24 protein-coding genes, 1 tRNA gene and 1 pseudogene are annotated in these 25,479 nt (G+C 74.0%); 9 read left to right on the top strand and 17 right to left on the bottom strand.

Translation table 11 applies throughout. From position 1 onward, the window contains the following. Positions 1–23: 23 nt before the first annotated feature. Both IE271_RS22430 and IE271_RS22425 read left to right on the top strand, forming a co-directional pair. Entirely contained in the window at positions 24–833 is an 810-nt protein-coding gene (locus tag IE271_RS22430) for an alpha/beta hydrolase (protein ID WP_190192187.1), read from the top strand. 229 nt (positions 834–1,062) lie between these two features. After that, positions 1,063–1,425 carry a DUF3140 domain-containing protein gene (locus IE271_RS22425; RefSeq protein WP_190192186.1) on the top strand — a complete coding sequence of 121 codons (363 nt, stop codon included), beginning with the start codon at positions 1,063–1,065 and terminating at the stop codon, positions 1,423–1,425. 203 nt (positions 1,426–1,628) lie between these two features. Here IE271_RS22425 and IE271_RS22420 read toward each other — a convergent pair whose 3' ends face one another. After that, the gene (locus tag IE271_RS22420; RefSeq protein WP_190192185.1) at positions 1,629–2,531 is read right to left on the bottom strand and encodes a sugar phosphate isomerase/epimerase family protein; all 903 of its coding nucleotides are present in this window, start codon (positions 2,529–2,531) and stop codon (positions 1,629–1,631) included. A 252-nt stretch (positions 2,532–2,783) separates the two neighbouring features. Between IE271_RS22420 and IE271_RS22415 the strand changes: the two genes are divergently transcribed. From IE271_RS22415 to IE271_RS22400, 5 genes are all read left to right on the top strand, one after another. After that, positions 2,784–3,662 carry a Cgl0159 family (beta/alpha)8-fold protein gene (locus tag IE271_RS22415; protein WP_190192184.1) on the top strand — a complete coding sequence of 293 codons (879 nt, stop codon included), beginning with the start codon at positions 2,784–2,786 and terminating at the stop codon, positions 3,660–3,662. A 250-nt stretch (positions 3,663–3,912) separates the two neighbouring features. Continuing rightward, entirely contained in the window at positions 3,913–6,429 is a 2,517-nt protein-coding gene (locus IE271_RS22410) for a SpoIIE family protein phosphatase (RefSeq protein WP_229919491.1), read from the top strand. A gap of 201 nt (positions 6,430–6,630) precedes the next feature. Next, positions 6,631–7,212, top strand: a complete 582-nt coding sequence (locus IE271_RS22405) for an Rv1733c family protein (RefSeq protein WP_229919490.1) — start codon at positions 6,631–6,633, stop codon at positions 7,210–7,212. Between the two features lie 246 nt (positions 7,213–7,458). Further along, on the top strand, positions 7,459–7,593 hold the full coding sequence (locus tag IE271_RS43365; protein ID WP_268256211.1) for a hypothetical protein: 135 nt from the start codon (positions 7,459–7,461) through the stop codon (positions 7,591–7,593). Positions 7,594–7,933: 340 nt separating this feature from the next. Continuing rightward, positions 7,934–9,481, top strand: a complete 1,548-nt coding sequence (locus IE271_RS22400; RefSeq protein WP_190192182.1) for an aKG-HExxH-type peptide beta-hydroxylase — start codon at positions 7,934–7,936, stop codon at positions 9,479–9,481. Positions 9,482–9,692: 211 nt separating this feature from the next. Here IE271_RS22400 and IE271_RS22395 read toward each other — a convergent pair whose 3' ends face one another. The 3 genes from IE271_RS22395 to IE271_RS22385 form a co-directional block, all read right to left on the bottom strand. Then, positions 9,693–10,472, bottom strand: a complete 780-nt coding sequence (locus IE271_RS22395) for a LuxR C-terminal-related transcriptional regulator (protein ID WP_190192181.1) — start codon at positions 10,470–10,472, stop codon at positions 9,693–9,695. A gap of 495 nt (positions 10,473–10,967) precedes the next feature. Then, the gene (locus tag IE271_RS22390) at positions 10,968–11,339 is read right to left on the bottom strand and encodes a hypothetical protein (protein ID WP_190192180.1); all 372 of its coding nucleotides are present in this window, start codon (positions 11,337–11,339) and stop codon (positions 10,968–10,970) included. A gap of 801 nt (positions 11,340–12,140) precedes the next feature. Further along, positions 12,141–12,524 carry a hypothetical protein gene (locus tag IE271_RS22385; protein ID WP_190192179.1) on the bottom strand — a complete coding sequence of 128 codons (384 nt, stop codon included), beginning with the start codon at positions 12,522–12,524 and terminating at the stop codon, positions 12,141–12,143. Between the two features lie 192 nt (positions 12,525–12,716). On the opposite strand from IE271_RS22385, the gene IE271_RS22380 reads away from it, so the two are divergent. Continuing rightward, entirely contained in the window at positions 12,717–13,196 is a 480-nt protein-coding gene (locus tag IE271_RS22380) for an HIT family protein (RefSeq protein WP_190192178.1), read from the top strand. 245 nt (positions 13,197–13,441) lie between these two features. Continuing rightward, complete coding sequence (locus tag IE271_RS22375) at positions 13,442–13,711, top strand: hypothetical protein (protein ID WP_190192177.1); 270 nt, start codon at positions 13,442–13,444, stop codon at positions 13,709–13,711. On the opposite strand, the gene xynA is transcribed toward IE271_RS22375, so the two are convergent. The 13 genes and pseudogenes from xynA to IE271_RS22310 all read right to left on the bottom strand — a co-directional run bounded on the left by xynA (position 13,701) and on the right by IE271_RS22310 (position 25,254). Beyond that, complete coding sequence (gene xynA / locus IE271_RS22370) at positions 13,701–14,411, bottom strand: endo-1,4-beta-xylanase XynA (RefSeq protein WP_190192176.1); 711 nt, start codon at positions 14,409–14,411, stop codon at positions 13,701–13,703. The two genes, IE271_RS22375 and xynA, sit on opposite strands and share 11 nt — an antisense overlap. A gap of 1,181 nt (positions 14,412–15,592) precedes the next feature. Then, a tRNA-Pro gene (locus IE271_RS22365) sits at positions 15,593–15,666 on the bottom strand. A 188-nt stretch (positions 15,667–15,854) separates the two neighbouring features. Continuing rightward, positions 15,855–16,220 (bottom strand): MmcQ/YjbR family DNA-binding protein, encoded by a 366-nt coding sequence (locus IE271_RS22360; RefSeq protein ID WP_190192175.1) that lies wholly within the window; start codon positions 16,218–16,220, stop codon positions 15,855–15,857. A gap of 195 nt (positions 16,221–16,415) precedes the next feature. Beyond that, positions 16,416–16,931 (bottom strand): annotated as a pseudogene (locus IE271_RS22355) (GNAT family N-acetyltransferase); the annotation flags it as partial. 32 nt (positions 16,932–16,963) lie between these two features. Continuing rightward, entirely contained in the window at positions 16,964–17,569 is a 606-nt protein-coding gene (locus tag IE271_RS22350; RefSeq protein ID WP_190192174.1) for a helix-turn-helix domain-containing protein, read from the bottom strand. A 51-nt stretch (positions 17,570–17,620) separates the two neighbouring features. Next, positions 17,621–18,526, bottom strand: a complete 906-nt coding sequence (locus IE271_RS22345) for a LysR family transcriptional regulator (RefSeq protein ID WP_190192173.1) — start codon at positions 18,524–18,526, stop codon at positions 17,621–17,623. Positions 18,527–18,557: 31 nt separating this feature from the next. Further along, the gene (locus IE271_RS22340; RefSeq protein ID WP_190192172.1) at positions 18,558–19,772 is read right to left on the bottom strand and encodes a glycine C-acetyltransferase; all 1,215 of its coding nucleotides are present in this window, start codon (positions 19,770–19,772) and stop codon (positions 18,558–18,560) included. Between the two features lie 56 nt (positions 19,773–19,828). Beyond that, positions 19,829–20,857, bottom strand: coding sequence for an L-threonine 3-dehydrogenase (gene tdh / locus IE271_RS22335; protein ID WP_190192171.1), 1,029 nt, complete (start codon positions 20,855–20,857; stop codon positions 19,829–19,831). Between the two features lie 259 nt (positions 20,858–21,116). Then, positions 21,117–21,698, bottom strand: coding sequence for a GAF domain-containing protein (locus IE271_RS22330; protein ID WP_190192170.1), 582 nt, complete (start codon positions 21,696–21,698; stop codon positions 21,117–21,119). Beyond that, complete coding sequence (locus tag IE271_RS22325; protein WP_190192169.1) at positions 21,695–22,294, bottom strand: GTP-binding protein; 600 nt, start codon at positions 22,292–22,294, stop codon at positions 21,695–21,697. The genes IE271_RS22330 and IE271_RS22325 overlap by 4 nt, the downstream gene beginning before the upstream one ends. Further along, positions 22,272–22,643 (bottom strand): DUF742 domain-containing protein, encoded by a 372-nt coding sequence (locus tag IE271_RS22320; protein WP_190192168.1) that lies wholly within the window; start codon positions 22,641–22,643, stop codon positions 22,272–22,274. The genes IE271_RS22325 and IE271_RS22320 overlap by 23 nt, the downstream gene beginning before the upstream one ends. A gap of 2 nt (positions 22,644–22,645) precedes the next feature. After that, positions 22,646–23,077: a roadblock/LC7 domain-containing protein gene (locus tag IE271_RS22315; protein WP_190192167.1), complete on the bottom strand. Its 432-nt coding sequence runs from the start codon at positions 23,075–23,077 to the stop codon at positions 22,646–22,648. 86 nt (positions 23,078–23,163) lie between these two features. Continuing rightward, on the bottom strand, positions 23,164–25,254 hold the full coding sequence (locus tag IE271_RS22310) for a sensor histidine kinase (protein ID WP_190192166.1): 2,091 nt from the start codon (positions 25,252–25,254) through the stop codon (positions 23,164–23,166). Between the last annotated feature and the right edge of the window lie 225 nt (positions 25,255–25,479).

Genomic DNA, 25,479 nt, shown 5'->3' with positions numbered 1-25,479 from the left:
CGGCCGACGACGATGGAGGAGCGATGACCCACTCGCGCGAACACACCCTCACGGGGACCCACGGCACGCTCGCGGTCCGCGAGTGGCCCCGGGAGGACCCGCGCTACGTCGCCCTGCTCGTCCACGGCTACGGCGAGCACGTCGGCCGGTACGAGCACGTGGCCGACCTGCTGACCGGGCACGGCGCGGCGGTGTACGGGCCCGACCACACGGGGCACGGCCGGTCGGCGGGCGAGCGCGTGCTGATCGAGGACTTCGAGGACGTGGTCACCGACGTGCGCGCGGTGGAGGAGGTGGCGCGCACCGCCCACCCCGACGTGCCGGTGGTGCTGATCGGACACTCCATGGGCGGCCTGATCGCCGCCCGGTACGCCCAGCGGTACGGCGACGGACTGGCCGGTCTCGTCCTGTCCGGACCGGTGATCGGGTCCTGGGAGCTGCCCCGCCGGCTGCTCGCGCTGGACGAGCTGCCCGACGTGCCCATCGACCCGGCCACGCTCTCGCGCGCCCCGGAGGTCGGCGAGGCGTACGCGGCGGACCCGCTGGTGTGGCACGGCCCGTTCAAGCGGCCGACGCTGGAGGCGCTGGTCCGCGCCCAGGAGACGGTCTCCAAGGGCGGGGACGTGGGTCCGCTGCCGCTGCTGTGGGTGCACGGCGGCGACGACCGGATCGTGCCACTGGAGGGCAGCCGCCCCGGCGTGGCGGAGCTGCGCGGCACCGACTGCGCCGAGCGTGTGTACCCGGGCGCGCGGCACGAGGTCTTCAACGAGACGAACCGGACCGAGGTGCTCTGCGAGGTGACGCGCTTCGTCGACCGGGTGCTCGCGGACTGAGCGGGTGCCCGCGGACCGAGCGGGCCGGCCGGACGGGGCAGGGCCGGACGGGGCAGGGCCGGACCCGGCCGCCCCGGAGCGGGGCGGCCGGAGAGGACGGTCCGGTCAGGACGCCCCGGACCGGGGCCGGGAGCGCCCGCCGCGGTGGTCGGCCCCCGTGTTTCCGCCGTTCCGCTCCGGGCACTCGCACCGCGGTACGACCGCGAGACGAGAACGGAAGGGACGCGCCATGGCCGACACCCTGGAACTCGACGCGCTGTGGGAGGAGTTCCACCGCCTGGTGAACATGACCTCGGCCGAACTCTCCGCCTGGCTCAAGACGGAGGACGCGCACGAGGACACCGAACCGCTTCCCGACCAGGCGGGCTCGCCCACCGGTCAGCACGTGCTGGGCATCCTCCAGAAGCGCCGCGTGGACCTCACCGAGGCCGACGTCGAGGTGATGCGCCGGGTGGTGGACACCCTGGAGTCGCAGACGGACCTGGAGAAGGAGCCGCAGGCGTACGGGACCGAGCGCCGCCACCGGCTGATGTCACTGGGCCACGACCCGCTCAAGCCGTCCGCGAAGACGTCGCCCGGAGCGTCCGCCTGACCGGCCGGGACGTCACGGGCATCGCGGGGCGGGCCGGGGCGTGTCCGCCCCGGCCCGCCCCGCCGCCCGTTCGTGAGGGTCCCGCCGCCGGTTCGTGAGGACCCCGCCGCCCGTCCGCGGAGAACCGCTGCCCGTCGGCGGGAGCCCGCCGCTCGTTCGCGAGGGCCCGTCACGGCGTCCGTGGAGGGCCGCGCCGCGTCCGCTCAGGCGCCGCAGGAGCGCAGGAAGCGGCGGGTGCGCCGGGCGACCGGCAGCGGGCGGTCGGGCTCGCACGGGTACATGTCCTGCTCGACGATGGCGAAGAGGTCCACGCCCAGGCCCTGCGCGGCGGTGAGCACCGGTTCGAGCGCCGGGACGCCCTTGGGGGGCTCGCACATCACACCACGCTGCACGGCCGGCCCGAACGGCACCCCGTTCGCCACGACGTCGGCGAGGATCTCCGGGTCCACCTGCTTGAGGTGCAGGTACCCGATGCGCTCGCCGTACGTCTCGATCAGCTTGACGCTGTCGCCGCCGCAGTAGGCGTAGTGGCCGGTGTCCAGGCACAGGTCGACCAGGTCGCCGTCGGTGGCGTCGAGGAAGCGCTCGACGTGCTCCTCGGTGTCGATGTGCGTGTCGGCGTGCGGGTGCACGACGATGTCGAGCCCGTAGCGCTCGCGGACCTCGCGGCCGAGCCGCTCCATGCCTCCGGTGAGGTGCGCCCACTGCTCGCCGGTCAGCTCGGGCGGCTCGACGATCTCGGCCGTCCGGTCGTCCCGCCAGAAGGACGGGATGACCACGAGGTGCCGCGCGCCCATGGCGCGGGTGAGCTCCGCGACCCGGCCGACCTGCTCCCAGGTGGCGTCCCAGACGGCCGGGCCGCGGTGCAGCGAGGTGAAGACGGTGCCGGCCGACACGCGCAGCCCGCGCCGGTCCACCTCGTCGGTGAGGCGCGCGGGGTCGGTCGGCAGATAGCCGTACGGCCCGAGTTCGATCCACGCGTAGCCCGCCTCGGCCACCTCGTCCAGGAAGCGTTCCCAGGGCACCTGCCGCGGGTCGTCGGGGAACCAGACCCCCCACGAGTCGGGTGCCGAGCCGACCCGGATGCGGTCGAGGGCAGTGGTCATCGCGAAGTCCCTTCCGGCCCGGACCTCGGTCCGGTTCCTGTCCGTTCACACGGATGCCGCGCTCGGCGCGATCCAAGCACCTGAGGTGCCCGCTGTCCATGGTTTGTCCGGACACCATGACGCGCAGGTCAGTATGTAAGTACAAACGCTTGACAGTGCGCCGGGGAAAGTCCTACACCTGGAGGGCTCCGCGCCCCACGGCCGGCGCGCCGCCGGTGCCCGCCGATCCGACCTCCGGAAAGAGAGCCTCCCTTGAGTATCGGCATCCCCGATCTGGTCACGGTGAGAGCCCGGCGTCCCGAGGCCGTCGCCGAGGCGGCCGCCGCCCGTGCCCGCCGCCCGCTGATCGGCGAGAGCGGACGGCTCCTGATCGTCGCCGCCGACCACCCGGCGCGCGGCGCGCTCGCGGTCGGCGACCGCCGCCTCGCCATGGCCAACCGGGCCGACCTGCTGGAGCGGCTGTGCGTCGCGCTGTCCCGGCCCGGCGTGGACGGGGTGCTCGCCGGCGCCGACGTGCTGGAGGACCTGCTGCTGCTCGGGGCCCTGGAGAACAAGGTCGTCATGGGCTCGATGAACCGCGGCGGCCTGGCCGGCGCCGTCTTCGAGATGGACGACCGCTTCACCGGCCACCGCGCCCGGGACCTCGCCCGCCTCCGCTTCGACGCGGGCAAGCTGCTGCTGCGCATCGACTACGCCGACCCCGGCTCCCTCACCACGCTGGAGTCCGCCGCGCGGGCCGTCGACGCCATGGCGGAGCTGCGGCTGCCGGTGTTCGTCGAGCCGTTCGTCAGCCGCCGGATCGACGGCGTGGTCCACAACGACCTGAGCGCCGAGGCCGTCACCCGGTCCATCGCCGTCGCCTCCGGCCTGGGCGGCACCTCCGCCTACACCTGGCTGAAGCTCCCGGTCACCGACGACGCCGACGCCATGGCCGGGGTCCTGGAGACCTCCACCCTGCCCGTCGTCCTCCTGGGGGGCGACGTGGGACGGGACCAGGAGGGCGCGTACGAGCGGTGGCGCAAGGCGCTGCGGCTGCCGACCGTGCAGGGCCTGGTCGTCGGCCGGTCGCTGCTGTACCCGGCCGAGGGCGGCGTGGAGACGGCGGTGGACACGGCGGTCGGACTGCTGTGAGCCCGAGCGGGCCCCTGCCCCGGATCCGGTCCCGGTCCCGGCGCGAGCCATGACCACAGCCCGGCCCGGCCCAGCCGCAGTCATGGCCGTGGCCACGGCGCACGCTTTCTCACCCGCCACTCCCCCTCCCCGGCGCCTCGACGTGCGGACCGCCCTCTCCCGAGGGTCAATGGATGGGCGACGGCGAGCGGTCCCCGTACGAGGGGGCCGCCCGCCAGGGACCCCCAGGGACAGGGAGGGCCGCGGTGCAGTGAGCGCGAGCGAGGACGACGACACCGCCGGGCGGCGGCCCCGTACGGCCGACGCCGCGACCGTGCTGCTCGACGGCGACGGCGTGGTGACCGGCTGGACCGCCGAGGCGCAGCGGCTGCTCGGGTACGCGCCGGACGAGGCCGTGGGCCGGGCGGTCGCGGACCTGGTCGTGCCCGCCGACACGGCGCGCCTCCCGGGCCCGGCCGGCGCGGGGCGCGACGCGGACGGCGGCTGGGCGGGCGCGCTGACCGTACGGCACCGGGACGGGCACACCGTACGGCTGACGGTGCGCGCGGCGCCCGTGCCGGACGGCCCCGGCCCGGTGCGCTGGGTGGTGCTGGCCGGACCGGCCGGCGCGCCCGGCTCGGACCTGCCCTGCTCCGTACTGGACCAGCTGGTCGCGGGCTCGCCGGTGGGCATGGCCGTCCTCGACACCGGGCTGCGGTACGTGTGGTCGAACGCCGCCCTGGAGCAGTTCGGCGGCGGTCCCGCCGCGCGGCGGGCCGGCCGCAGGATCGGCGAGGTGCAGCCGGGCCTGGACGCCGAGGGCCTGGAGGCCGTGATGCGCCGCGTCCTGGAGACGGGCGAGCCGGTGCGCGACCACGAGCACGTGGGCCGGCTGCGCTCCGCCCCGTACCGGGAGACGGCCCACCTGATGTCGTTCATCCGGCTCGTCGACGAGCGCGGGCGCCCGCTGGGCGTCTCCTACACGGTCGTGGACATGACCGAGCGCTACCGGGCGCGGCGCCGGCTCGCCCTGCTGGACCGGGCCGGCGAGGTCATCGGCGCCCGCCTCGACGTGACGGGCACCGCGCAGGCGCTGGCGGACGTGGCGGTGCCCGAACTCGCCGACTTCGTCGCGGTGGACCTGCTGGACCCGGTGCTGCAAGGAGGCGAGCCCCCGGCGTCCCTGGAGCCCGGGCCCGCGCCGGACCGGGTCCCCGGCGGACGGGCGGTGCCGCTGCGGCGCGCGGGGCAGCGGTCGGCGCACCCGGAGGAACCGGAGGCGGCCGTCCCCGCCGGGCACCTGGTCCCGTACCGCCCGGACTCCCCGCCCGCACGCTGCCTTAGCGAGGGGACCTCCTGGTGGGAGCGGCGGCTCGGCCCGCTCGCCGGGGAGTGGGCCGCCGGCGCTCCCGACGGACGGCCCGCCCTCCCCGGACCGGGGCCGCACAGCGCCCTCGTGGTACCGGTCCGGGCCCGCGGCTGCACCCTGGGCGTCGCCGTGTTCCTCCGGCGCGGGCACCAGGACCCCTTCGACGCGGAGGACGTGGGGCTCGCCGAGGAACTCGTCGCACGCGCCGCCGTCTGGATGGACAACGCCCGCCGCTACACGCGCGAACGCGACGCCGCCCTGGTCCTCCAGCGCAGCCTGCTGCCGTACCGCATCCCCGAGCGGGCGGCGGTGGACGCCGCCGCCCGCTACCGGCCCGCCGACGCCCTCGCCGGTGTCGGCGGCGACTGGTACGACCTCATCCCGCTGTCCGGCGCGCGGGTGGCGATGGTGGTGGGCGAGGTGGTCGGGCACGGCATCGAGGCGGCCGCGGCGATGGGGCGGCTGCGGGCCGTCGTGCAGACGCTCGCCGACCTGGACCTGCCGCCCGTGGAGGTGCTCGCGCACGCCGACGACCTGGTCGCCCGCGGGGCGCGGGAGCTGGACGCGGGACCCGGCACCGGCGGCCCGCGCGCCCTGGGCGCCACCTGCCTGTACGTCGTCTACAACCCCGTGACGGGGCACTGCGCGATGGCGAGCGCCGGGCACCCGCCGCCCGTGGTCGTCGCCCCGGACGGCACGGTTTGGTCGGTCCGGATGCCGGTGGGGCCGCCGCTGGGCGTGGGCGGCCCGCCCTTCGAGTCCGTGGGGACCGACCTGCCCGAGGGCAGCGTGCTCGCGCTGTACACCGACGGGATGCTGGCCGCGGACGGCGGACCGGCCGGGGACGCGGACCACGACCGGGGCCGGGAGCGGCTGCGGGCGGCGCTCGCCGCGCACGCACGCCGGCCGCAGCCGCTGGAGCGGTGGTGCGAGGCGCTCATGGACGACCTGGTGCCCGAGCGGCCGGCCGACGACGCCGCGCTGCTGCTGGCCAGGACCCACCGGCTGGCCGGGGAGCGGGTCGTCTGCTGGGAGCTGGCCGCCGACCCGTCCGCGGTGCCGCGGGCCCGGCGCGAGACCGTACGCCGACTGGCCCAGTGGGGCCTGGACGAGCTGACGTTCCCCTTGGAGCTGGTCGTCAGCGAGCTCGTCACCAACGCGGTCAACCACGCCACCGGGCCGATCCGGCTCCGGCTCATCCGTGACCGGTCGCTGATCTGCGAGGTCTCCGACGCCAGCGCCACCGCGCCCCATCTGAAGCACCCCCGGGTCACCGACGAGGGCGGCCGGGGACTCTTCCTGATCTCCCGCTTCACCGAGCGCTGGGGCACCCGCTACACCTCCGAGGGCAAGGTCATCTGGACCGAGCAGAGCCTCGCGGAGCCGGACGGGCCCGACGCCGCCGGACCGCCGGAGTGAGACGCATGCACCCGCCGAGTCGTCGGCGTGCGGCGCGTACGTCCGCCGAGCCGTCGGCGTGAGACGCGTACGCAGCGACGCTCGCCCCGGCTACGGCAGACGTTCGCTGTCGGTGCCCCGCCGCTCCTCCCGGGGCGCTCCGGCGGCCCGCCGGGAGCACACTGTCGGGAGGGTGTCGGTGCTACGAGGGGGTGTCGGCCGATGCCGGGAACACGTCGTACGACGGTGCGTCTGTGGCGCTGGCGGCAGAACCCGCTGCGACGGCGCAGCGACCTCGCCGAGGCCTGGATCGTGCTGCTCGCCTGGGTGATCGCCGTACTGGGCGGGGTGATCTCCGCGCTGGTCGTCCACGACCTGGTCGTACGCGGTCTCGACGGCCGGCGCGCGGGGTGCAGCGACGTCACGGCCGTGCTGGTCGCGGACGCGCGGGTCGGGGCGGCCTCCACCGTGGCGGGCGAGAACCGCGCATGGGCCCCGGTCCGCTGGACGGGTGCGGACGGCGCGGTGCGCACCGGCCGCGCCAAGGTGCCCGCCGACGCCGCGGCCGGCACCCGTGTCACGGTGTGGGCGGACAGCCGCGGCGAGCTGACCTCGCGGCCGCCGTCCCGTGCCGAGGCACGCTTCCAGGGGACCATGACCGCGACGCTGGCCGCGGCGGGCGCCGGCGGCACCGTCCTGGCCGCCGCCCGGCTGGCCCGCGCGCGCCTGGACCGGCGGCGCATGGACGCCTGGGCACGGGAGTGGGACCGCTTCGACACGCGGCGGGGGCGCCGGACCGGGTGAGGGTCCGGTTCCGCCGCCGCGCGGGCGGTGGCCGCAAACAGCGAGCGTGCGGGACGGACACCGGTGCACGGCCGCCGTTACGCACGAGGCGCAAGTGACCCACCGTCACTGCGGTGACACGGGACAACATTCGGGACAACGGCCCCATCAGGGCGGGACGGGGGCGCCGGAGAATGTGACGGCCGGACGGGGCGCACCACGTCCCGCCCGGCTCGTACCGTCCACCGACGACCGAAGGGCTTGAACATGCTCGTGGACCACATCGAGACCCCCGACCTGGCTCCCGAGGCGTACCTCGACGACGAGGCCTCGACCGTCGCCGTCGACGCTCCGGAGGAGCGCGCCTGGCTCCCGTCCTACCAGGCGGCCCTGACCGCCTGACACGCGGCGCCTGAGGCCGGGCGCCGGACCCACGGGAGGGTCCGGCGCCCGGCCGGGACCGATGCCCGGCCGGAACCGACGTCCGGCCGGGACCGGCGCGCGGCGCCCGGTGCGGCCGCCTCCGCCGCGTCACCTCCTCCGCGACACCCCGCCACGCCACCTCTTCCGCAGCGCCTCCGGAGCACGCGCCTCCACGGCGGGCGCCTCGGGGCAGGCACCTCGGGGCAGGCGCCTCCTTCGTCGCGGACGTCTCCGGGCGGGCGCCTCCGGCGGACCGGAGCGACACCCGCGGGAACCCTGCGGGGAATCACACGAAAAGCCAGCAAAGGGACGGTTCGTCATGCCCGCTTCCTCCTCCACCGGTTCCGCCGGTTCCCCCGAGCCCGCCGGCACGCCGTCGGCCACCGACGCGGTGGCCCGGGCCGACGCCCTGCTCAGCGCCGACGGGCAGTTCGGCGACTCCGCCGCCATCGCCGAACGCAACCTCGCGCGGTTCCGGCTGGGCCTGACCATGCTGGCGCGCCACGACGCCGAGGGCGCGGAGGTGCTGCGGGCGACGGCCGCGGCGCCCGACGAGCGGCTGCGCCCGCTGCTGTACGACCCGGTACTGCGCAACTGCTTCGAGGTCGACCTCGTGGAGCTGGAGCGCGGCCGGCTCGACCGCAGCTCGTTCGCCGCCTACGTGGGCGACGGCGCGGCCGACCCGTCGGCGGACGCCCCGTCCTCCACGGGTCCCTGCGAAGCCCTCGCCCACCCGCACCTGCGCGCCTGGCCCGGCCTCGGCGACGCCTGGGTGCTGACGGAGCCGGCCCCGCGCAACGACGCGCAGAAGAAGTTGGGCGAGCGGCTCATGGAGCTGTACCGGGACGCGCTCGGCAGCGGGGCGGCGGCTCCGGTCCGCCCCACGGACGAGGTCATGGCCGGCCTGCGCGCGGGGGCGGACCTCCTCGCGACGCTGCTGCCGTCCTCGGGGGCCGGTGTGCTCGGACACGTCACCGTGGTCGGTTTCACCCACCGGGAGAGCGAGGAGGGACCCCTGCAGTCGATGTCCGGCGGCGACCCGCTCCCCTCGGCGGTCCTGCTGGCGCCCGAGCGCTGCGCCTCCCCGTGGCTCGCCGCGGAGAGCCTGCTCCACGAGGGCGCCCACCTCAAGCTCTTCGACGCCCTGCGGACGGGCTCCCTGGTCGCGAACCCCACCGAGCGCGTCCCGATCCCGTGGCGGATCGGCTCGTGGACCCTCATCCGGGTCTTCGTCGCCCTGCACTTCTACGTCCATGTACTGGCGTTCCGGGCCGCCGCGGCCGCCGCCGGCGAGGCGGTGCGCGAGAGGTTCGGCGCGCCCCCGTCGGTCGAGGAGATCGACGAGCCCAGCCCCGGCACCCCCGCCGCGCAGGACGGTACGTACCGGACCGCCGCGGAGCGGGCCCGCCACCTCGCGGAGTGCGTGCTGTCCCTGCCCGACGAGGCGCTGACCGAGAACGGCCGGCGGTTCGCCCGCTGGCTCCTCGCCGCGCTGCGCCTGGTGGACGCCGAGGCGCCCGAGCCACCGGCCCGGGCCGCGGCGGCGGCCGCCGGGTCCGGGGAGGAGGGGCGCCTGCCGGAGATCCCGTCAAAGGGCGTCCTGGAGCGGGTGGCACCGGTCGACGCGTGCGCCCTGCCCGGCCTGGGGCAGCTCATCGTGGGCACCACGCGGTCGGCCCGGATGCACTGGCTGAACGCCCGCTCCTGGACGGTCTACTCCCTGTGCGACGGACGCGACCCCGCCTCGCTGCGCGCGGCCTACGCCCGCGCGGTGGCGCTGCCGGCCGACTCCGAGGAGGCCGGCCGGCAGGTCGCCAAGAGCCTGCGCCGCCTCCTGGCGGCGGGGCTCGTCACCCACAGCGGGTGAGACCCGGCACGGTCACGCACGGCGGGTGACTCCCGCCCGGCCGCCCACGACCGGTGCCACCCGCTCCCGCCCTCCGCACCCGGTGCCGTCCGGACACCTGAACCGGACGGCACCGGCCCGGAGCGCACACGCGCGGCGAGCGCCCACCGCGGACGCCCACGACGGGGTGCCGTCCACCCCGGAGCCGGCGCCGTCCGCCGCGCCTACGCGCCTACGCGCCCGCCGAACCCGTGCCCGTGGAACCCGTACCCGCCCGGGCGCCGGCGTCGGCGCCCACGCCGCTTCCCGTACCCCCGCCCCCGCCCCCGCCCGCACCGGGACCGGCGGTCTGCAGACCGGCAAGCCGCGCCGAGACCATGGCCTCCAGCCGGCTCGACACCTGGATTTTCGGCAGGATGGCCGAGACGTAGTTGCGCACGGTCTTCTCCGATATGAACAGCTCCTGGGCTATCCGACGGTTTCCGTAGCCGAGGGAGACCAGTCGGAGCACCTCGCGCTCCCGGTTCGTGAGGGCCGGGAACGGGAGCGCCTCGCGGGATTCCGCCAGTCCTTCCAGAAGAGCGGAGAATTCGCCGCCGCCCCGCGGTCCCACTATGACGTAGCCCTGCCGCACGGCCCGCACGGTACGCAGCAGATCCACCGTCTCCGTATTCTTCAGCAGATAACCCGTGCCTCCCGCCATCAGGGTGGCCAACAACAGCTTGTCGTCGTCGTATTCAGGGGACACCGAGGCGATCAGCCGGGCCGCCGGATACTGCCGGCGCAGCCGCTCCAGCAGTTCGACCCCCGCGCGACCGGGCGGATCGAGGTCGACGATGACCACGTCGGGCCTCTCCTCGCGGACCACGCGCACGCCCGCACGCGCGTCCCGCGTCCCCGCGGCGACGGTCATTCCGCCGCTTTCCAGCGCGGAGCGCAAGCCGTTCAGGATCAGGGGAATTCCTTCTATTACCACCACACGAATATCAGCACATTGCAACGTATCGCCCACTCTGCCCCATTCCTAGCGCCCTGACGGCGTGCGGCATGCACAACGGTCTTCCACACGCCGCTTGATCGGCTTTCACCTTGCAGAGTAGAACTTCGCTCACTTTGCCGACCGGCACGGCTCCGCACCGTACGGGCGGCAGGAGGAGCGAATAGGAGCCGGGGCCACGGACCGGTGAACGCGCAAAGCGTCCGGCCCCGCACGGAGAGCGAGCCCAATTCGACGAGGACGAGCCGAAGATGAGGAGAGACGGCATATGGCGGACCGACTGCATTTCGACTAAGGAGAGCGGTCAAGGGCCGACCCCGAGCGGACCGGCGCACCGCCCCGCTCGCGTCGGGGCGCCACGGAAGGCTCCCGTCAGGGCAGGCCCCGGAAACACGTCAGGGGCCGCTCCAGAACGACCCCTGCGACCGCGCTTCCACGGTCGGGACGACAGGATTCGAACCTGCAGCCCCTTGTCCCCCGGCGGTGCTGTCGCTTCCTGAGCCCCGCCTCTCAACCGACCAGCGTCTCGAATCCCGTGGCGTCGCAGTAGGACACCACACGGCTCTCGGCGCCCGCGTCGCCGCCGACGGCCGCCGCGGTGTCGCGGAGGACATGACTGCCGTCGTGGTCCAGCCCCTCACGGTCCAGCACCTTCGCGGCGGCAAGAGCCGCGTCGCCCGCCGCCTCGGCACTTCCGTCCGCGGCCCTCCTGGCGTCCTGCCAGGCACCCAGCCCGGTGCAGTAACTCCGCTCCCGCTCGTCGGACCGACCCGGCGCGTGCGGCGACGAACAACCGCCGATCACGCCGATGACCACGACGGCAGCCGCGGTCCGCGCGACTCTGCCGACGGCCCCGCGGCCGGATCCCCCACTGCGCGACACGCATACCCCTTCTCCAGTGACAACCACAGATACCACCGAGCGAAGGCCCCCGCCGGCAGCGGTGGGGACCTTCGCGCCCGGAAGCCGGCTACTCGCTCCGCACCGCCGTGCCTCCGGGAATCCGCAACGAGTATCTGTCATACGCCCGGTGCAGCACCACCGTCACCGGACCCGAGGTGAACACCTCGCTGACCACGTACTCCTTCTTGCTCTCCGTTTCGACTGCGTTCTTCGCCCGCACTGCACGGACGGAGTCACCGGCAGGCGTACACGCTTGCCGCTTGCCTCTTCTTTCCTCGATGCTTTCCGCTAAATGATCACGAGATGGAAGACCCTAGGGGCCTGTTATTCCTCACACTCGGACGTCGTAGTGCTCCAAGACTGCTTCACCGCTACTGACCTGGGGAGATGCGTTCGATCATTCGGTGAGCCACGCGCGGGCTCGGCTTCGTCCGGTCCCTCCGGTGGCCACAGGACGGACCAGTCCATCCCGGCCCCGTTCCACACGGCGAAGACCGGCCTCTAGCCGAGCGGAGCGGAGCGGAAGCACGCTGCGGCCGCCGCAGTATCGGGTCGTGGAATCCGTGGATCGCCGGGCGAAGGCGGGCCAGGCGCCGGAAGGAGGCCAACGCCTCCGGCAGGTCGTCCACTTCGCCCGCCGCGCTCCCCTCCTCGGCCGGCTCCGTCGCCTCGGCGGGAACCAGCCGAGGACGAACGGTCTCAAAGCCCGGATCGGATCCGTTTCCACCTGCTCGATCCAGTCCACCGCTGGTACCGGTCCGGGCTCCGGGACCGGTCGTACTACGTCCAGCGCCTCGCGGCCCAGCGGGCGGTCGAGCTCCCATTCGGCGTGGTCGAAGTCGGCGGACACGGACGGCGTTCGCCTGCAGAGTGCGGCGCCGAGAGGAGGCAGCCCTGGTCCAGGCGGGCGAAGACATGGACGGGCAGCGGCTCCCGGAAGGCGAACCGCGCATGGAGGTCCGAAGCCCTGTCCCCGCGCAGCAGCACCTTGGTGGAGTCCTGGACGCCGCTGACCCCCGGGTTGTCCCCGGGCACGACGATGACGACGGTCGCGTCCGCCCCTGCCCCGATGAGAGCCGGGCCCATCTCGTACCGGCGGAGCCGGGCGCCGGCGAGGGACCCTGCTGCCGCCTCGGTGACCAGGGACGGCAGCGGCTGCGACATACGGCCACCCTACTGACCCCGGGGCGATCCGCTCCGAGGTCACCTTCCTCGGTGACTGCCAGAACGGGCACTGTGCTGAGGATTCTCAAAAACGGCCTGGGGGCTCCTCGCCCCACTTGCCCGGTCTTCGACCCGTGCGAGGGGACGGGGATCGAAGAGCGGTCCGTGCTCACCGGAATGTAGGTTCTGACCATGGCTGGTGACTGGCGGACGGACCGGGTCGGGACCGCGCTGAAGGGTGAGAACCCGACCGTGATGCGGCGGTTGACTTCGGGGTTCGCGGTGATCGGGGATGTCCAGTTCCTGCCGGGATACTCGGTTCTGCTCGTGGACGAACCGGATGTGCAGCGGTTGTCGGACCTGCCGAGGACGAAACGGCTGTCGTTCCTGTCGGACATGGACCGGCTCGGTGAAGCGGTCGAGCGTGCCTGCCGGCGGCTGGACCCGGCTTTCCGCCGGGTCAACCTGGAGATCCTGGGGAACACGGACCCGTTCCTGCATGCGCATGTCTGGCCGCGGTTCGAGTGGGAGCCGGCCGATGCGGTGGGCAGGCCGGTGTGGCTCTATCCACGTGAGCGGTGGAGCGACGAGCAGTTCGGGCTGGGTCCGCAGCACGACGTGCTGCGGGAGACGATCGGCAACGAACTGGATCAGCTGGGCCCGGTGGCCTGACCGGTGCGGGCCCGCCGGCCCTCAGGTCGGCGGCCCGGTGATCGACGGCGGCCGGCCGATGCTCACTGGAGGCATCCGAGCGGAACGACGCCGGTGACGCGATCGGCGATCGTAGGGCCGGCGACTTCCCAGGTGCCGAGCAAGGCGACGAGCGTGCGGGTGCGGGTGTGGGTGCCGAATACTGCGTCGGTGCAGTTCAGCCCTGCTGTCGCGTCGCCGACAGCGGTCGGCAATGATCACTGCTCATGCTCGTACGCCTGGCCTGCATCGCCGTCACCCACGCCTTCACCGCCCTGCGGCCGATCCCGATGAGCGACCACGACAAGGACGTCGAGATCCTCGCGTTGCGTCACCGGCTCGCCGTCCTGCACCGTCGGCCCGGCGACCAGCGCCTTGGTTTCCAGGCGGCCGACCGTGTCTTCCTGACCACGGCGGCGGGTTCGCCACGGCTGCGGGACCCGATACGAGGACGGAGCCCGCAGCCGGTCGTTCGCCGGACAGAGGTCAGCCGCTGACCGTGATGGTCGAGCTTCCGCTGCTCTGATAACCCTCGGTGGCCATGATCATGTAGTACCTGAACTGGCCCATGTTCATGCCCGCGCGGGCCCAGGCGTCGAAGTGGTTGCCCGTGGTGATGGTGCCGGAGCCGCTGGTCACCTTCGACTGCCGGACGCTCCAGTACTGGTCGAAGGTGCGGGTGCCCTCGACGGAGGGGGCGTTGTACCGCGTCGTCTTGTAGATGTCGTACGTGCCGCCGTCGCTGTAGACGGTGCCCCTGTACTCGCCGGTCGGCCGGTAGCTGCCCCAGTTGTCGACGATGTAGTACTCCACCAGCGGGTTCGACGTCCAGCCGTAGAGGCAGCCGTAGCCGTTGCCCGACGGGTTGAAGTAGCCGGTGTAGCGGACCGTCCTGCGCCCGCCGGTGTTCCAGCCCTTGCCGGCGACGAAGTTGCCGCAGTTGGTCCACCGGGTGCTGTAACTGCCGCCGCCGTTGAGCGTCATGGAGACGGAGCCGCCGCCGTCGGTCCAGAACGAGTAGTACATGCCGTCGTAGCCGGTCTGGTTGGTGGTGATGGTGGTGGCGGCGTGGGCGGTGCCGGGCAGCAGCAGTCCGGACGCGGTGGCGAGCGCGACGGTGCCGGCGCCGCCGAGGAAGCCTCGTCGGCTCAAGCCGCTGAAGGGAGCGGGGTTCTGCTGGATCCGGTCCTGTTGCATGCGTCCTCCCGATGAAGGCTGGCGGGGGTCGGGCGGCTTCTGCCGTCCGCGGCCTTGCATGGAACACGGCGGCGGTGACCCGTCGTCGTGCCGCGACGACCGACCGCCGTCCCCGGCCACATGACGCGAGGGGAACGACGGTCTCCTGTCGTTCGGTGGCCACAGTTTTCGTAAAGCGCCATGAGCCTGTCAACACTTTCGACAATCTTTCGGAAACATTTCCTTAATCAGAAGAGGTCTTGGTGAGCACGTATTCGCTGGTCAAGTTGCCCCTCACGCGAACCATCGCGAGGGATGGAATGACATACGGAAGGACCGTGACGCAAGCATGTCCACGCCCTTTCGAAACTTTCGACTGGGCGTGGACACGACTGCGGCGGCCCCCTGGGGACGACTGCGCGCGAACGGCCCGGCCCGGGTTGCCGCATACGATGCGGCGAGATCCGCGACCGTCACCTACGTCGAGGTGCGGTGCCGCACGCGGACCCTCGAATTCGTCGGCCTCGCCCCGACGGACGCCTCGGTCCCCTCGATCGCGATGCGTCGACCGGGATGAACGAGCCACCACCCGTCGCCGGCTTCAGCGGACGGCCCGGGACGGTGTCATCACCTTCCGCTGCGACCCGGCCCACCCCTTCACGGGGGCTCTCGACGCGTGTTCCACCGCACGGCAGCCCCCGCACCCGTCCCGGGGCACGGGCAACGCGTCGGTCCGGAAGGAGGAGGTCCGCCTCGCCGTGTCCGTCAGCGGCTCCGGCAACCTGCTCGTGACGGTCCGGCTCCGCGGTCTGCACGCCGTCGGCCCCTTCGAAGCACGGCTCGCGGAACGCTTCCCGCATCCGAAGGTCAGCGAGGCACCGTCTTCCTCCACTCCCGCACACGCACGGGCCGGCTCCCCGACACCACCGGCCGCGCCACCGGACATGCCCTCTTCTCCCTGCCGCAGGTTTGACCTCTTTCACCGCGCCCGGGCGGCCTCCCGTCAGCCCTCGCCGCACCACCGCCGGTCTCCGCGATGGTCACTTCTGCGGTTGAGCGGTCGGTGCCGGAACGGGAGCAACCAGACAAGGGGACACCGGAAGCGCGCTCCTGTTCCCGTGCTCCCAGCCGGAAGCACGGCAAAACAGAAAGAGGCCGTTCAAAAACGGCCTCTCACCTGCGACGTTCGATCATTCGAACAGTCGGGACGACAGGATTTGAACCTGCGACCCCTTGACCCCCAGTCAAGTGCGCTACCAAGCTGCGCCACGTCCCGTTGCCCGCTGTGACCTGGGGTTTCCCCTGGCCGAACGTGCACGGAAACCATACCGCACTCGGGCCGGTGGTCGCGCACAGGTTTACTCCGGTCCGCGCGTGGCGGCGCGGCGCCGCCCACGGGCGAGGACGTGGGTGACACCCACGGACGGGGACGCGAGTGACACCCGTGGGCAAAGGACGCGGATGTCACCCGTGGGCCGGCACCCCGAGTCCCGGGTGCGCGTCGAGCAGCCGGGGCGGTGCCGCCTGGCGCCAGGAGTCGGCGAGGATGTCGCGCAGCTCCGCCTCGTCCTCGAGGGCCGCGAGCCGCACCCTCACCCACGCGGAGAACGCCTCGTGGTCGGCGACCCAGAACTTCCCCGGCTCCGCCAGGACCAGCTCGTCGCGCTCCACCTTGGGACAGCGCACGGCCATGGAGGTCCCGTCCTCGGGCAGCGTGGCGAACATCTTGCCCGCGACCCGGAACGTCGGCATGTTCCAGGCGGTCTTCTCCACCGTCTCCGGCAGGGACAGGGCGATACGGCGTACGTCTTCGGCGTCGGTGTCCGGCATGGGACGCACCGTAGCCAACCCCACTGACACTCAGCTCCCGATGACGGTCTTTTCCCGGTCGTCCCCTTCCCCGACGACGGCCTCCTCCCTGTCCTCCCCTCCTCTGGCGACCCCTTCCTTGCCGCCCTCTCCTCCGGCGGCCCCTCCCCTGCCGGTCCCTTCGCCGCCGGCCCCGGCTCCGCCCTCGGCGTCGGCCCCGCCCTCGGTCCCAGGCCCCACCCGCTTGAAGTAGAGCGTCGTCGGGCGGAGCACGCCGTCGGGTGTCAGCGCGTAGTCCGGGACGGTCCCCACGCGCGTCCACCCCGCCGACCGGTACAGGGTCTCGGCGGGGCTGTCCGTCTCCGTGTCCAGGGTGAGCAGCGTGACGCCCGCCTCCGCCGCCGCGCGCTCGGCGGTGGCGAGCAGGGCCCGGCCCAGTCCCCGCCCGCGCCCCTCCCGGTGCACCATCAGCTTGACCAGTTCCGCCCGGTGGCGGCTGTTGGGCCGGTCCGCGAAGGCGAGGCTCACCGTGCCGACGATCCGCTCCCCCGCGTACGCGGCCCACACCGCCAGCGAGCCGTCCCCGGCCGGGGCCGCCCGCCCCCGCCACCAGTCCGCGGCCTCGTCCCGGCCCAGCGGCGCGAGGAACCCGACCGAGGCGCCCCCGTCGACGGCGTCGACCAGGAGACCGGCCAGAGCGGGTGCCGCCTCGGCGACCTGGCCGCCCGCCAGCCGTACGACACGTACCTCGTCCTTCGTCGTCGTCACGGCAGCACCACCGCCAGCGCGTACCGCACGTCCTCGGGGCCCGGGCACCAGAACCGTGTCGGTCCCCACACCCTCAGCCGCAGGCAGTCCCCGGCGCCGAGGCGGTGCCCGACACCGTCGGCCGTGACCTCCAGGGAGCCCTCCAGCACCCAGACGTGCTGTTCGAGGCCCGCGACGGGCGGGCGGTCGTAGGCGATGTCGGCGCCGGCCGCGAGCCGCCCCTCGACGAGTTCGCCGCGCAGGCCCGGGTGCGGCGGCGACACCGAGCGGCGCACGAAGCCGGAGGCCCGGTCCTCCCACACCGCCTGGTCGGCCGCGCGCACCAGGGGCGCGGGGGCCGTCTCCACCTCGCTGAGCAGCTGGGACATGGTGCGTCCGTACACCGCGCACAGGCGGTTCAGGAGGGCGGCCGTGGGGCTGGTCTCGGCGCGCTCGGCCCGGGACAGGGTCGAGCGGCTCACTCCGCTGCGCTCGGCCAGTTCCCCGAGCGACCAGCCGCGTTCGGCCCGCAGCGCGGCCAGGCGCGCGCCCAGCCGCACGTCGACCGGGTCGGGCTCCGCTCCCCCGCCGCCCTGGGCGACACCTTCCGTATTGCGTCTCATATTCGGGAATCTAACCCGGATGTGAGAAACAGTGCCAGAGGGCGGCGTCCGTCACCCCAGCGGTGCCGCCTCCCGCAGCGCCTGAAGGACCGGCCGGATCAGTGGGTGGCCCTCCGCCCCGCGGCGTACGGCGGCGAAGACCCGGCGGGTGGGGGCGGCGCCGTCGACGGGGCGGACGACCACCCCGGTGGTGTCCGTGCCGCGCAGGGCGGAGCGGGGCACCAGGGCGACGCCCGCGCCGGCGCAGGCGAGGGCGACGACGGCGCGGAAGTCGTCCGAGGAGTGTTCGAGCAGCGGCTGGAACCCGGCGTGCTCGCAGGCCAGGACCACCACGTCGTGGCAGGGGTTGCCGGGGTAGGGACCGATCCACGGGTCCTTGGCCAGCTCGGCGAGCGGCACCTCGGTGTGCCCGGCGAGCCGGTGGCCGACCGGCACGACGGCGTCGAACGGCTCCGCGTACAGCGGGACGTGCGTCAGGCGCGGGTCGTCCGCGCCCGGGGCGCCCCGGTACTCGACGGCCACCGCGACGTCGACCTGCCGGTCGAGGACCATCGGCAGGCTGGCGTCGCCCTCCGCGTCCTGCACGCGCATGCGGATGCCGGGCGCGGTGCGGGCGAGGCGCGTCACCGCGGGGGCGACGACCTGGGCGATGCCGGTGGCGAAGGCCGCCACCGTGACCGTCCCGGCCTCCCCCGAGCCGTACGCGGCCAGCTCCGCCTCGGCCCGCTCCAGCTGGGCGAGGACGGCGTGGGTGTGGCCGAGCAGGATCTCGCCCGCGGGGGTCAGCCGTACGCCGCGCGCCCCGCGGTCTACCAGGCGGTGGCCGGTCTCCTGCTCCAGGGCGGCGAGCTGCTGGGAGACCGCCGAGGGGGTGAGGTGGAGCGCGGCGGCGGCGGCCGTCACCGTGCGGTGGTCGGCCACCGCCCGCAGGATGTGCAGCCGCCGCGCCTCGATCATGCGGCCGATTCTCTCAGGCCGGACGTGCAGGTCAGGCCCCGGCCTCCTCGGCGGCCAGCTCCGCGCGGGCCGCGACGAAGGCGTCGACCGCGCGGTGCACGTCCTCGGCGGAGTGCGCGGCGGACAGCTGGACGCGGATGCGGGCCTGGCCCTGCGGGACCACGGGGTAGGAGAATCCGATCACGTAGACGCCGCGCTCCAGGAGCAGCTCCGCCGTCCGGCCGGCCACGGCGGCGTCGCCGATCATGACGGGGGCGATCGGGTGGTCGCCGGGCAGGACGTCGAAGCCCTCCTCGGTCATCCGGGAGCGGAACAGCGCGGTGTTCTCGGCGAGCCGCACCCGCAGGTCGTCGGCCGACTCCAGCAGGTCGAGCACCTTCAGGGAGGCCGCCGCGATCACCGGCGCGAGGGTGTTGGAGAACAGGTACGGGCGCGAGCGCTGGCGCAGCAGCGCGACGATCTCGGCGCGGGCGGCGACGTAGCCGCCGGAGGCGCCGCCGAGGGCCTTGCCGAGGGTGCCGGTGAGGATGTCGACGCGGTCCATGACGCCGTGCAGCTCGGGGGTGCCGCGGCCGCCGGGGCCGACGAAGCCCACCGCGTGCGAGTCGTCGACCATGACCATGGCGTCGTAGCGGTCGGCGAGGTCGCAGATCTCGCGCAGCGGGGCCACGTAGCCGTCCATGGAGAAGACGCCGTCGGTGACGACCAGCTTCCGGCGGGCGCCGCCCTCGGCGGCCTCCTTCAGCTGCCGCTCCAGGTCGGCCATGTCGCGGTTGGCGTAACGGAAGCGGCGGGCCTTGGACAGCCGGATGCCGTCGATGATCGAGGCGTGGTTGAGGGCGTCGGAGATCACCGCGTCCTCCGGGCCGAGCAGTGTCTCGAAGACACCGCCGTTGGCGTCGAAGCAGGAGGAGTACAGGATCGTGTCCTCCTGGCCGAGGAACGCCGAGAGGCGGGCCTCCAGCTCCTTGTGCACCTCCTGGGTGCCGCAGATGAAGCGCACGGAGGCCATGCCGTAGCCCCAGCGGTCCAGCGCCTCGTGGGCGGCGGCGAGCACGTCGGGGTGGTCGGCGAGGCCGAGGTAGTTGTTGGCGCAGAAGTTGAGGACCTCGCCGGGGCGGCCGCCGGCGGTGACGCGCACGGTGGCGGACTGCGGGGTGCCGATGACGCGCTCGGGCTTGTGCAGCCCGGCGGCCCGGATCTCGTCGAGGGTGGCGCGCAGGTCGTCGCGTACGGAGTCGAACATGGGGGTGCTCCTGAAGGTGCTCGCACGGGAGGGGGAAGGCTGCGGACGGAGGCGGGTCACGCGCTCCAGTCGAGGACGATCTTGCCGCTGCGGCCGCTCGCCGCGTCGGCGAAGGCCGCCTCGAAGTCGCGGTGGTCGTAGCGCCCCGTGACCACGGGCGCGAGGTCCAGGCCGCCTTCGAGCAGGACCGACATCGCGTACCAGGTCTCGAACATCTCGCGGCCGTAGATGCCCTTGATGGTGATCATCGAGGTGACGATGCGGGACCAGTCGACCGGGAACTCCTCGGAGGGCAGTCCGAGCATCGCGATCCGGCCGCCGTGCGTCATGTTGGCGATCATGTCGCGCAGCGCCTCGGGCCGGCCGGACATCTCCAGGCCGACGTCGAAGCCCTCGCGCAGGCCGAGGGCGCGCTGGCCGTCGGCGACGGTGGCGCCGGAGACGTCGAGCGCGAGGTCGGCGCCGACCTTGCGGGCGAGCTCCAGGCGCTCCTCGCTGACGTCGGTGACCATGACGTGGCGGGCTCCGGCGTGCCGGGCCACGGCCGCCGCCATCAGCCCGATCGGCCCGGCCCCGGTGATCAGTACGTCCTCGCCGACCAGCGGGAACGACAGCGCGGTGTGCACGGCGTTGCCGAACGGGTCGAAGATCGCCGCGATGTCGAGGTCGACGGGCACGCGGTGCACCCACACATTGGTCGCGGGCAGCGCGACGTACTCGGCGAAGGCGCCGTCGCGGCCGACCCCGAGTCCGACCGTGGCCCGGCACAGGTGGCGGCGGCCGGCCAGGCAGTTGCGGCACGTGCCGCACACCAGGTGCCCCTCGCCGCTGACCAGGTCGCCGACGGCGGGCCCGGTGACGTCGCGGCCGACCTCGACGACCTCGCCCACGAACTCGTGCCCGACCACCAGCGGCGCGCTGACGGCCTGCTGCGCCCAGCCGTCCCAGCGGTGGATGTGCAGGTCGGTGCCGCAGATGCCGGTGCGCAGCACCTTGATCAGTACGTCCGCGGGGCCGACGGCCGGCTCCGGTACGTCCGTGAGCCGGAGCCCCGGCCCGGCCTTCTCCTTGACGAGCGCCTTCACGCGACGGCTCCTGATGTGCGGGCCCCGGACCCCGGGCACGCCGAAGGAGCCCGTACCGGGGAGGTGAGTGGGATCGTCCAGCAATCTGCCGTACGCCACCGTCCCCGGTCCATCGAGGATTTCTTAAGCTGCGCCGCAGCTCCGCTTCACGTTCGGGCCGGGGCCTTCGCCGCGCCGTCCCCCCGTACCGTCCGCCGTGCGGCCCGCCGTGCCGTGCGCGCCTTCCGCATGCCCTCCGTGTGCCGTCCGCGGGCCGTCCTCAGATGCCGCCGTCGCGCAGTTCGAGCTGCTGGACCAGTTCCGCCGCCATCGACTTGATGGTGTCCAGGCCCGCCCGGCCCCACGGCCGCGGCTCGACGTCGACCACGCAGATCGTGCCGAGTGCGAAGCCCGTCCGGTCCATCAGGGGGGCGCCGAGGTAGGTGCGGACGCCGAACTCGTCGACGACCGGGTTCCCCGCGAACCGCGGGTAGTCGCACACGTCCTCGAGGACCAGCGCCTTGCGCCGCACCACCACGTGCGGGCAGAAGCCGTGGTCGCGGGCCAGGTAGCGGCTCGCCGGGCGGCGCGGGCGGCGCGCCTCGGCGGTCAGCGCCTCGCCGCCGCCCGTGCCGTCCGGGGTGTGCAGCCCGGCGAAGAACTGCCGGTGCTCGTCGATGAAGTTGACCATCGCGTACGGCACCGCGGCGACCTCGGCGAGCCGGTCGGCGAAGGCGTCGAGGGCGGGCTCGGGCCGCTCCCCCAGGCCCAGCCGGCGCAGCCGCCGCACCCGGTCGGACGCGTCCCTGTCCTCGGGGGTGAGCAGCAGCCGACCGGCCGGACGCGGCGGGTCGTAGCTCATGTGTGGGCTCCGTGGCTGGGGGCGGTCGCGGGCGCGTGCGCGAGGAGGTGGCGTACGAGGGTCAGCAGCGTCTGGATGGCCGAGCTGGAGATGCGGGCGTCGCAGCACACGACGGGGATATCCGGGTCGAGGTCGAGGGCGGCGCGCACCTCGTCCGGGGCGTAGCGGAAGCCGCCGTCGAACTCGTTGACGGCCACGATGAAGCCCATGCCGCGCTGCTCGAAGAAGTCGACGGCCGCGAAGCAGTCCTCCAGGCGGCGGGTGTCGGCGAGGATCACCGCGCCCAGCGCGCCCTCGGAGAGCTCGTCCCACATGAACCAGAAACGCTCCTGCCCGGGCGTCCCGAACAGGTACAGCACGTGTTCGGGGTCCAGGGTTATGCGACCGAAGTCCATCGCGACGGTCGTCTCGACCTTGTTCTCGATGCCTTCGAGGTCGTCGATCCCGGCGCTGACCGTGGTGAGGAGCTCCTCCGTGCTCAGCGGCGTGATCTCGCTCACCGCGCCGACGAAGGTGGTCTTGCCCACTCCGAAGCCTCCCGCCACCAGGATCTTCAGCGCGGTGGGGAAGGGGTCAGAGCTGTCGTCGTAGTCCATCGAGCACTGCCTCCAGAAGGGACCGGTCCGTGGGATTGTGGTGGAAAGCCGGGAACTTGGTGGTCAGCGCCCCGCAGTCGACGAGGTCGGACAGCAGCACCTTGGTGACCACCGCCGGGAGCCCGAGGTGGGCGGCGATCTCGGCCACCGAGACGGGTCCCCGGCACAGGTCGAGCGCCTGGTTGTGCTCCGGTCCGAGGTAGCCGCGCGGGGCGGCGCCGGTGGACATCACCTGTGACAGCAGATTCATCGTCAGGGTGGGCCGGGTCCTGCCGTTGCTGACCGTGTAGGGGCGCACCAGCCGGCCGGCCGCGTCGTCGAGCCAGGGCCCGTCGCCGGCCGCGGCCACGCTCAGGGCCTCGTCGCACGCGGTTCGGCGGGCTGCCGGGGCGCCGTCGTCAGGTACGGCCGCACGCTCTTGACGAGCATCGCCATCTCGTAGCCGAGCACGGCCGCGTCGGCCTCGCGCCCGGCGAGCACGGCGAGGCAGGTTCCGGACCCCGCGGTGGAGACGAACAGCAGCGTCGAGTCCAGCTCGACCACGACCTGGCGCACCTCGCCGCCGTCGCCGAAGCGGATGCCCGCGCTGCGGCCGAGGGAGTACAGGCCCGAGGCGAGCGCGGCCATGTGGTCGGCGCTGTCGTCGTCCAGGCCGTGGACGGACTTCACCAGCCCGTCGCAGGAGAGCAGGACAGCGCTCCTGGTGTGCGGCACGCGCTGGACGAGCCCGCTCATCAGCCAGTCGAGATCGGATACCTGGGAGATCGGCACATCGCTCGCCATGGTGGATCGGCTCCTTGGAGTACGAAGGTCCGCGCGGAAGGAGGGGAGGGCGCGGGCGTGGGTGGGGGCGTCGGGAGGGACGGGGGTCATCCGGCCGGTGCGCTCCCGTCGTGCCGGGGTGCGGAGGTCCGGTCGCCCGGGGCGGGCGCGGTGTCGTGCGCGGCGCGCGCCTCGTGCGGCGCGGACGTCCCGTGCGGTCCGTACGGCTCGTACAGCCCCTGCCGTACGGGGGCGGAGGGGGCCGGGGCGGGGCGGGCCGCCTCGGGGCGCGCGTCGGCCGGGGGCGCGGCGGGCTCCGCCGGATGTGCCTCCGCGAGGCCGACGCCGCGCCGGAACGCCGCCACCAGGCCCGGGTCGTGGCCGACGACGACGCCGTCGTCCTGGCGCGGGGCGGGCCCGCCGCGCAGCTGGGGGGCGAGGTGCTCCTGGGCGCGGCGGCGGGGCAGCAGCGGCTTGTCCTTGGTGCCGCGCGGGACGCCGCCCCGCGGGGCGGGCAGCAGGGAGGCGTTCTCGTCCACGGCCCGCCGGTCGCCGGGGTGGATGCCGGGGACGGCGTCCGCCGGGGTGCGCCGCTGCCCGGAACCGCGCACCGGCAGCGGGACGGGGCCGCCGTCGGCCGCGCCGTGCTGGTGACCGCGCTGGACGGCCGGTTCGGCGGTGCCGTGCTGCACGGGCTCGGGGGCGGCGGGCGCCGCAGCCGGCGGGCGTGCCGCGTCGCCGGGAGCACCCGGCGTCCCGTCCCACGCCGGGGGGACCGGTACGGAGCGGGGCCGCGCGCCGTGCGCGGCCTCGCCGCGGGGTCCGCCGGGCGGGACGGCGCCGTCCGCCGGGTCGCCGTACCCCGTCGTGTCGCGCGCCCACGCCTCGCCCACGAGGGTCACCGGTCCCGGCGCCGCGTGCGCGGGGCCACCGTGCGCCGGCGCCCCCGCCTCCACCGCCGCGCGCTGCTGCCCGAGCACCTGCTCCTGGTGGCTCTCCGCGCCGAGCAGCTCCTGCGGGACGATGACGGCGGCCTGCACGCCGCCGTAGATGTTGGTCTGCAGGCGGACGTGGATGCCGTGCCGCCGCGCGAGCTGGGAGACCACGAACAGGCCGATGCGGCCGTCCTGCAGCAGGCTCGCCACGTTGACCTGGTCGGGGTCGGCGAGCAGCGCGTTCATCTTGTTCTGCTCGGTCACCGGCATGCCGAGGCCGCGGTCCTCGACCTCGACGGCGAGCCCGGAGGTGACGAGGTCGGCGCGGAGCAGGACCTGGGTGTGCGGGGCGGAGAACACCGTGGCGTTCTCGACGAGTTCGGCCAGGAGGTGGATCACGTCGGCGACGACGTGCCCGCGCAGCGTGCCGGCGATCGGCGGCACCAGTTTGACGCGGGAGTAGTGCTCGACCTCCGCGATGGCGGAGCGCAGGACCTCGGTCATGGAGACCGGGTTGCTCCACTGGCGGCGCGAGACGGCGCCGCCCAGGACGGCCAGGTTCTCGGCGTGACGCCGGATGCGGGTGGCGAGGTGGTCGATGTGGAAGAGGCCCTTGAGCAGGTCGGGGTCCTCGATCTCGTTCTCCAGCTGGTCGAGGATCGAGATCTCGCGGTGCACCAGCGACTGCAGCCGCCGGGCGAGGTTGACGAAGACCTCCAGCTTCTGCTCGCTGCCCGTCTGGCTGGAGAGCTGGGCGGCCTGCACGACGGTGGCGACGGCGACCTCGTGGGCCCGGGCGAGGTCGTCGGCGAGCAGTTCGAACGGGTCGGCCCCGGCACCCGCGCGGGCGCGCGGGCGCCGGGCGGGCGGGCCGTCGCCGCGGCGCAGCGACACGACGACCTCGCGCAGGTCGGCCTCGCCGCCGGCGCTGGTGCGGCGCAGCGCGTCGACGCGCTCGCGGACGGACCGCACGGCGCGCCGGGCGGCGACGGCGGCGATCACCACGGCGGCGAGGGTCACGACGGCGGCCCCGCCGAGCACGCCCCACAGGGCGGGTCCCGGCCGGACGCCCGCGGAGCGGACGAGGAACAGCACGGCGGCGCCGGCGCCGAGCGCCACCGCGACGGGCGGCAGGACCGCGAGGCGCAGGAGCTGGTGGCGCAGGGAGGTCTCGGCCGGCGCCGCGGTGCGGGCGACCTGCCTGCCGTGCCGTCCGCCCTCGCGGCGGTCTGCGCGTGCGGCCGGTGCGCGGAGGTGAGACATCGACGTCCTCGTGCTGGTGGTGGGGGCGGCGGGAGGGCCCGGTACCGCGCCTGGGCAGGCGCCGTCGCGTGTCGGAGGGCAGGAAGGCCCGCCCTTCCGTCGCTCGACGGGCACTGACAGTAGTCGTCCTCGCGGCGGGTCCGGCGGTCAGTTGGGGAAGTCCGGCGGACAGCATCCCGCTCTGGTATGAGGGCTCGCACGGAAGACCGATAATGCCTCCGTCCG

Source organism: Streptomyces minutiscleroticus (genome assembly GCF_014650875.1).
Lineage (GTDB): Bacteria > Actinomycetota > Actinomycetes > Streptomycetales > Streptomycetaceae > Streptomyces > Streptomyces minutiscleroticus.
The sequence above is the reverse complement of the archived record's forward strand: the minus strand, read 5'-3'. Positions and strand labels throughout refer to the sequence as shown.

What these genes read in the sequence shown, in the direction of transcription:
- IE271_RS22430 (WP_190192187.1), top strand. Translation starts at nt 24, where the DNA reads ATGACCCACTCGCGCGAACACACCCTCACGGGGACCCACGGCACGCTC.
- IE271_RS22425 (WP_190192186.1), top strand. Translation starts at nt 1,063, where the DNA reads ATGGCCGACACCCTGGAACTCGACGCGCTGTGGGAGGAGTTCCACCGC.
- IE271_RS22420 (WP_190192185.1), bottom strand. Translation starts at nt 2,531, where the DNA reads ATGACCACTGCCCTCGACCGCATCCGGGTCGGCTCGGCACCCGACTCG.
- IE271_RS22405 (WP_229919490.1), top strand. Translation starts at nt 6,631, where the DNA reads ATGCCGGGAACACGTCGTACGACGGTGCGTCTGTGGCGCTGGCGGCAG.
- IE271_RS43365 (WP_268256211.1), top strand. Translation starts at nt 7,459, where the DNA reads ATGCTCGTGGACCACATCGAGACCCCCGACCTGGCTCCCGAGGCGTAC.
- IE271_RS22400 (WP_190192182.1), top strand. Translation starts at nt 7,934, where the DNA reads ATGCCCGCTTCCTCCTCCACCGGTTCCGCCGGTTCCCCCGAGCCCGCC.
- IE271_RS22385 (WP_190192179.1), bottom strand. Translation starts at nt 12,524, where the DNA reads ATGTCGCAGCCGCTGCCGTCCCTGGTCACCGAGGCGGCAGCAGGGTCC.
- IE271_RS22380 (WP_190192178.1), top strand. Translation starts at nt 12,717, where the DNA reads ATGGCTGGTGACTGGCGGACGGACCGGGTCGGGACCGCGCTGAAGGGT.
- IE271_RS22375 (WP_190192177.1), top strand. Translation starts at nt 13,442, where the DNA reads ATGCTCGTACGCCTGGCCTGCATCGCCGTCACCCACGCCTTCACCGCC.
- xynA (WP_190192176.1), bottom strand. Translation starts at nt 14,411, where the DNA reads ATGCAACAGGACCGGATCCAGCAGAACCCCGCTCCCTTCAGCGGCTTG.
- IE271_RS22360 (WP_190192175.1), bottom strand. Translation starts at nt 16,220, where the DNA reads ATGCCGGACACCGACGCCGAAGACGTACGCCGTATCGCCCTGTCCCTG.
- IE271_RS22350 (WP_190192174.1), bottom strand. Translation starts at nt 17,569, where the DNA reads ATGAGACGCAATACGGAAGGTGTCGCCCAGGGCGGCGGGGGAGCGGAG.
- IE271_RS22345 (WP_190192173.1), bottom strand. Translation starts at nt 18,526, where the DNA reads ATGATCGAGGCGCGGCGGCTGCACATCCTGCGGGCGGTGGCCGACCAC.
- IE271_RS22340 (WP_190192172.1), bottom strand. Translation starts at nt 19,772, where the DNA reads ATGTTCGACTCCGTACGCGACGACCTGCGCGCCACCCTCGACGAGATC.
- IE271_RS22330 (WP_190192170.1), bottom strand. Translation starts at nt 21,698, where the DNA reads ATGAGCTACGACCCGCCGCGTCCGGCCGGTCGGCTGCTGCTCACCCCC.
- IE271_RS22325 (WP_190192169.1), bottom strand. Translation starts at nt 22,294, where the DNA reads ATGGACTACGACGACAGCTCTGACCCCTTCCCCACCGCGCTGAAGATC.
- IE271_RS22315 (WP_190192167.1), bottom strand. Translation starts at nt 23,077, where the DNA reads ATGGCGAGCGATGTGCCGATCTCCCAGGTATCCGATCTCGACTGGCTG.
- IE271_RS22310 (WP_190192166.1), bottom strand. Translation starts at nt 25,254, where the DNA reads ATGTCTCACCTCCGCGCACCGGCCGCACGCGCAGACCGCCGCGAGGGC.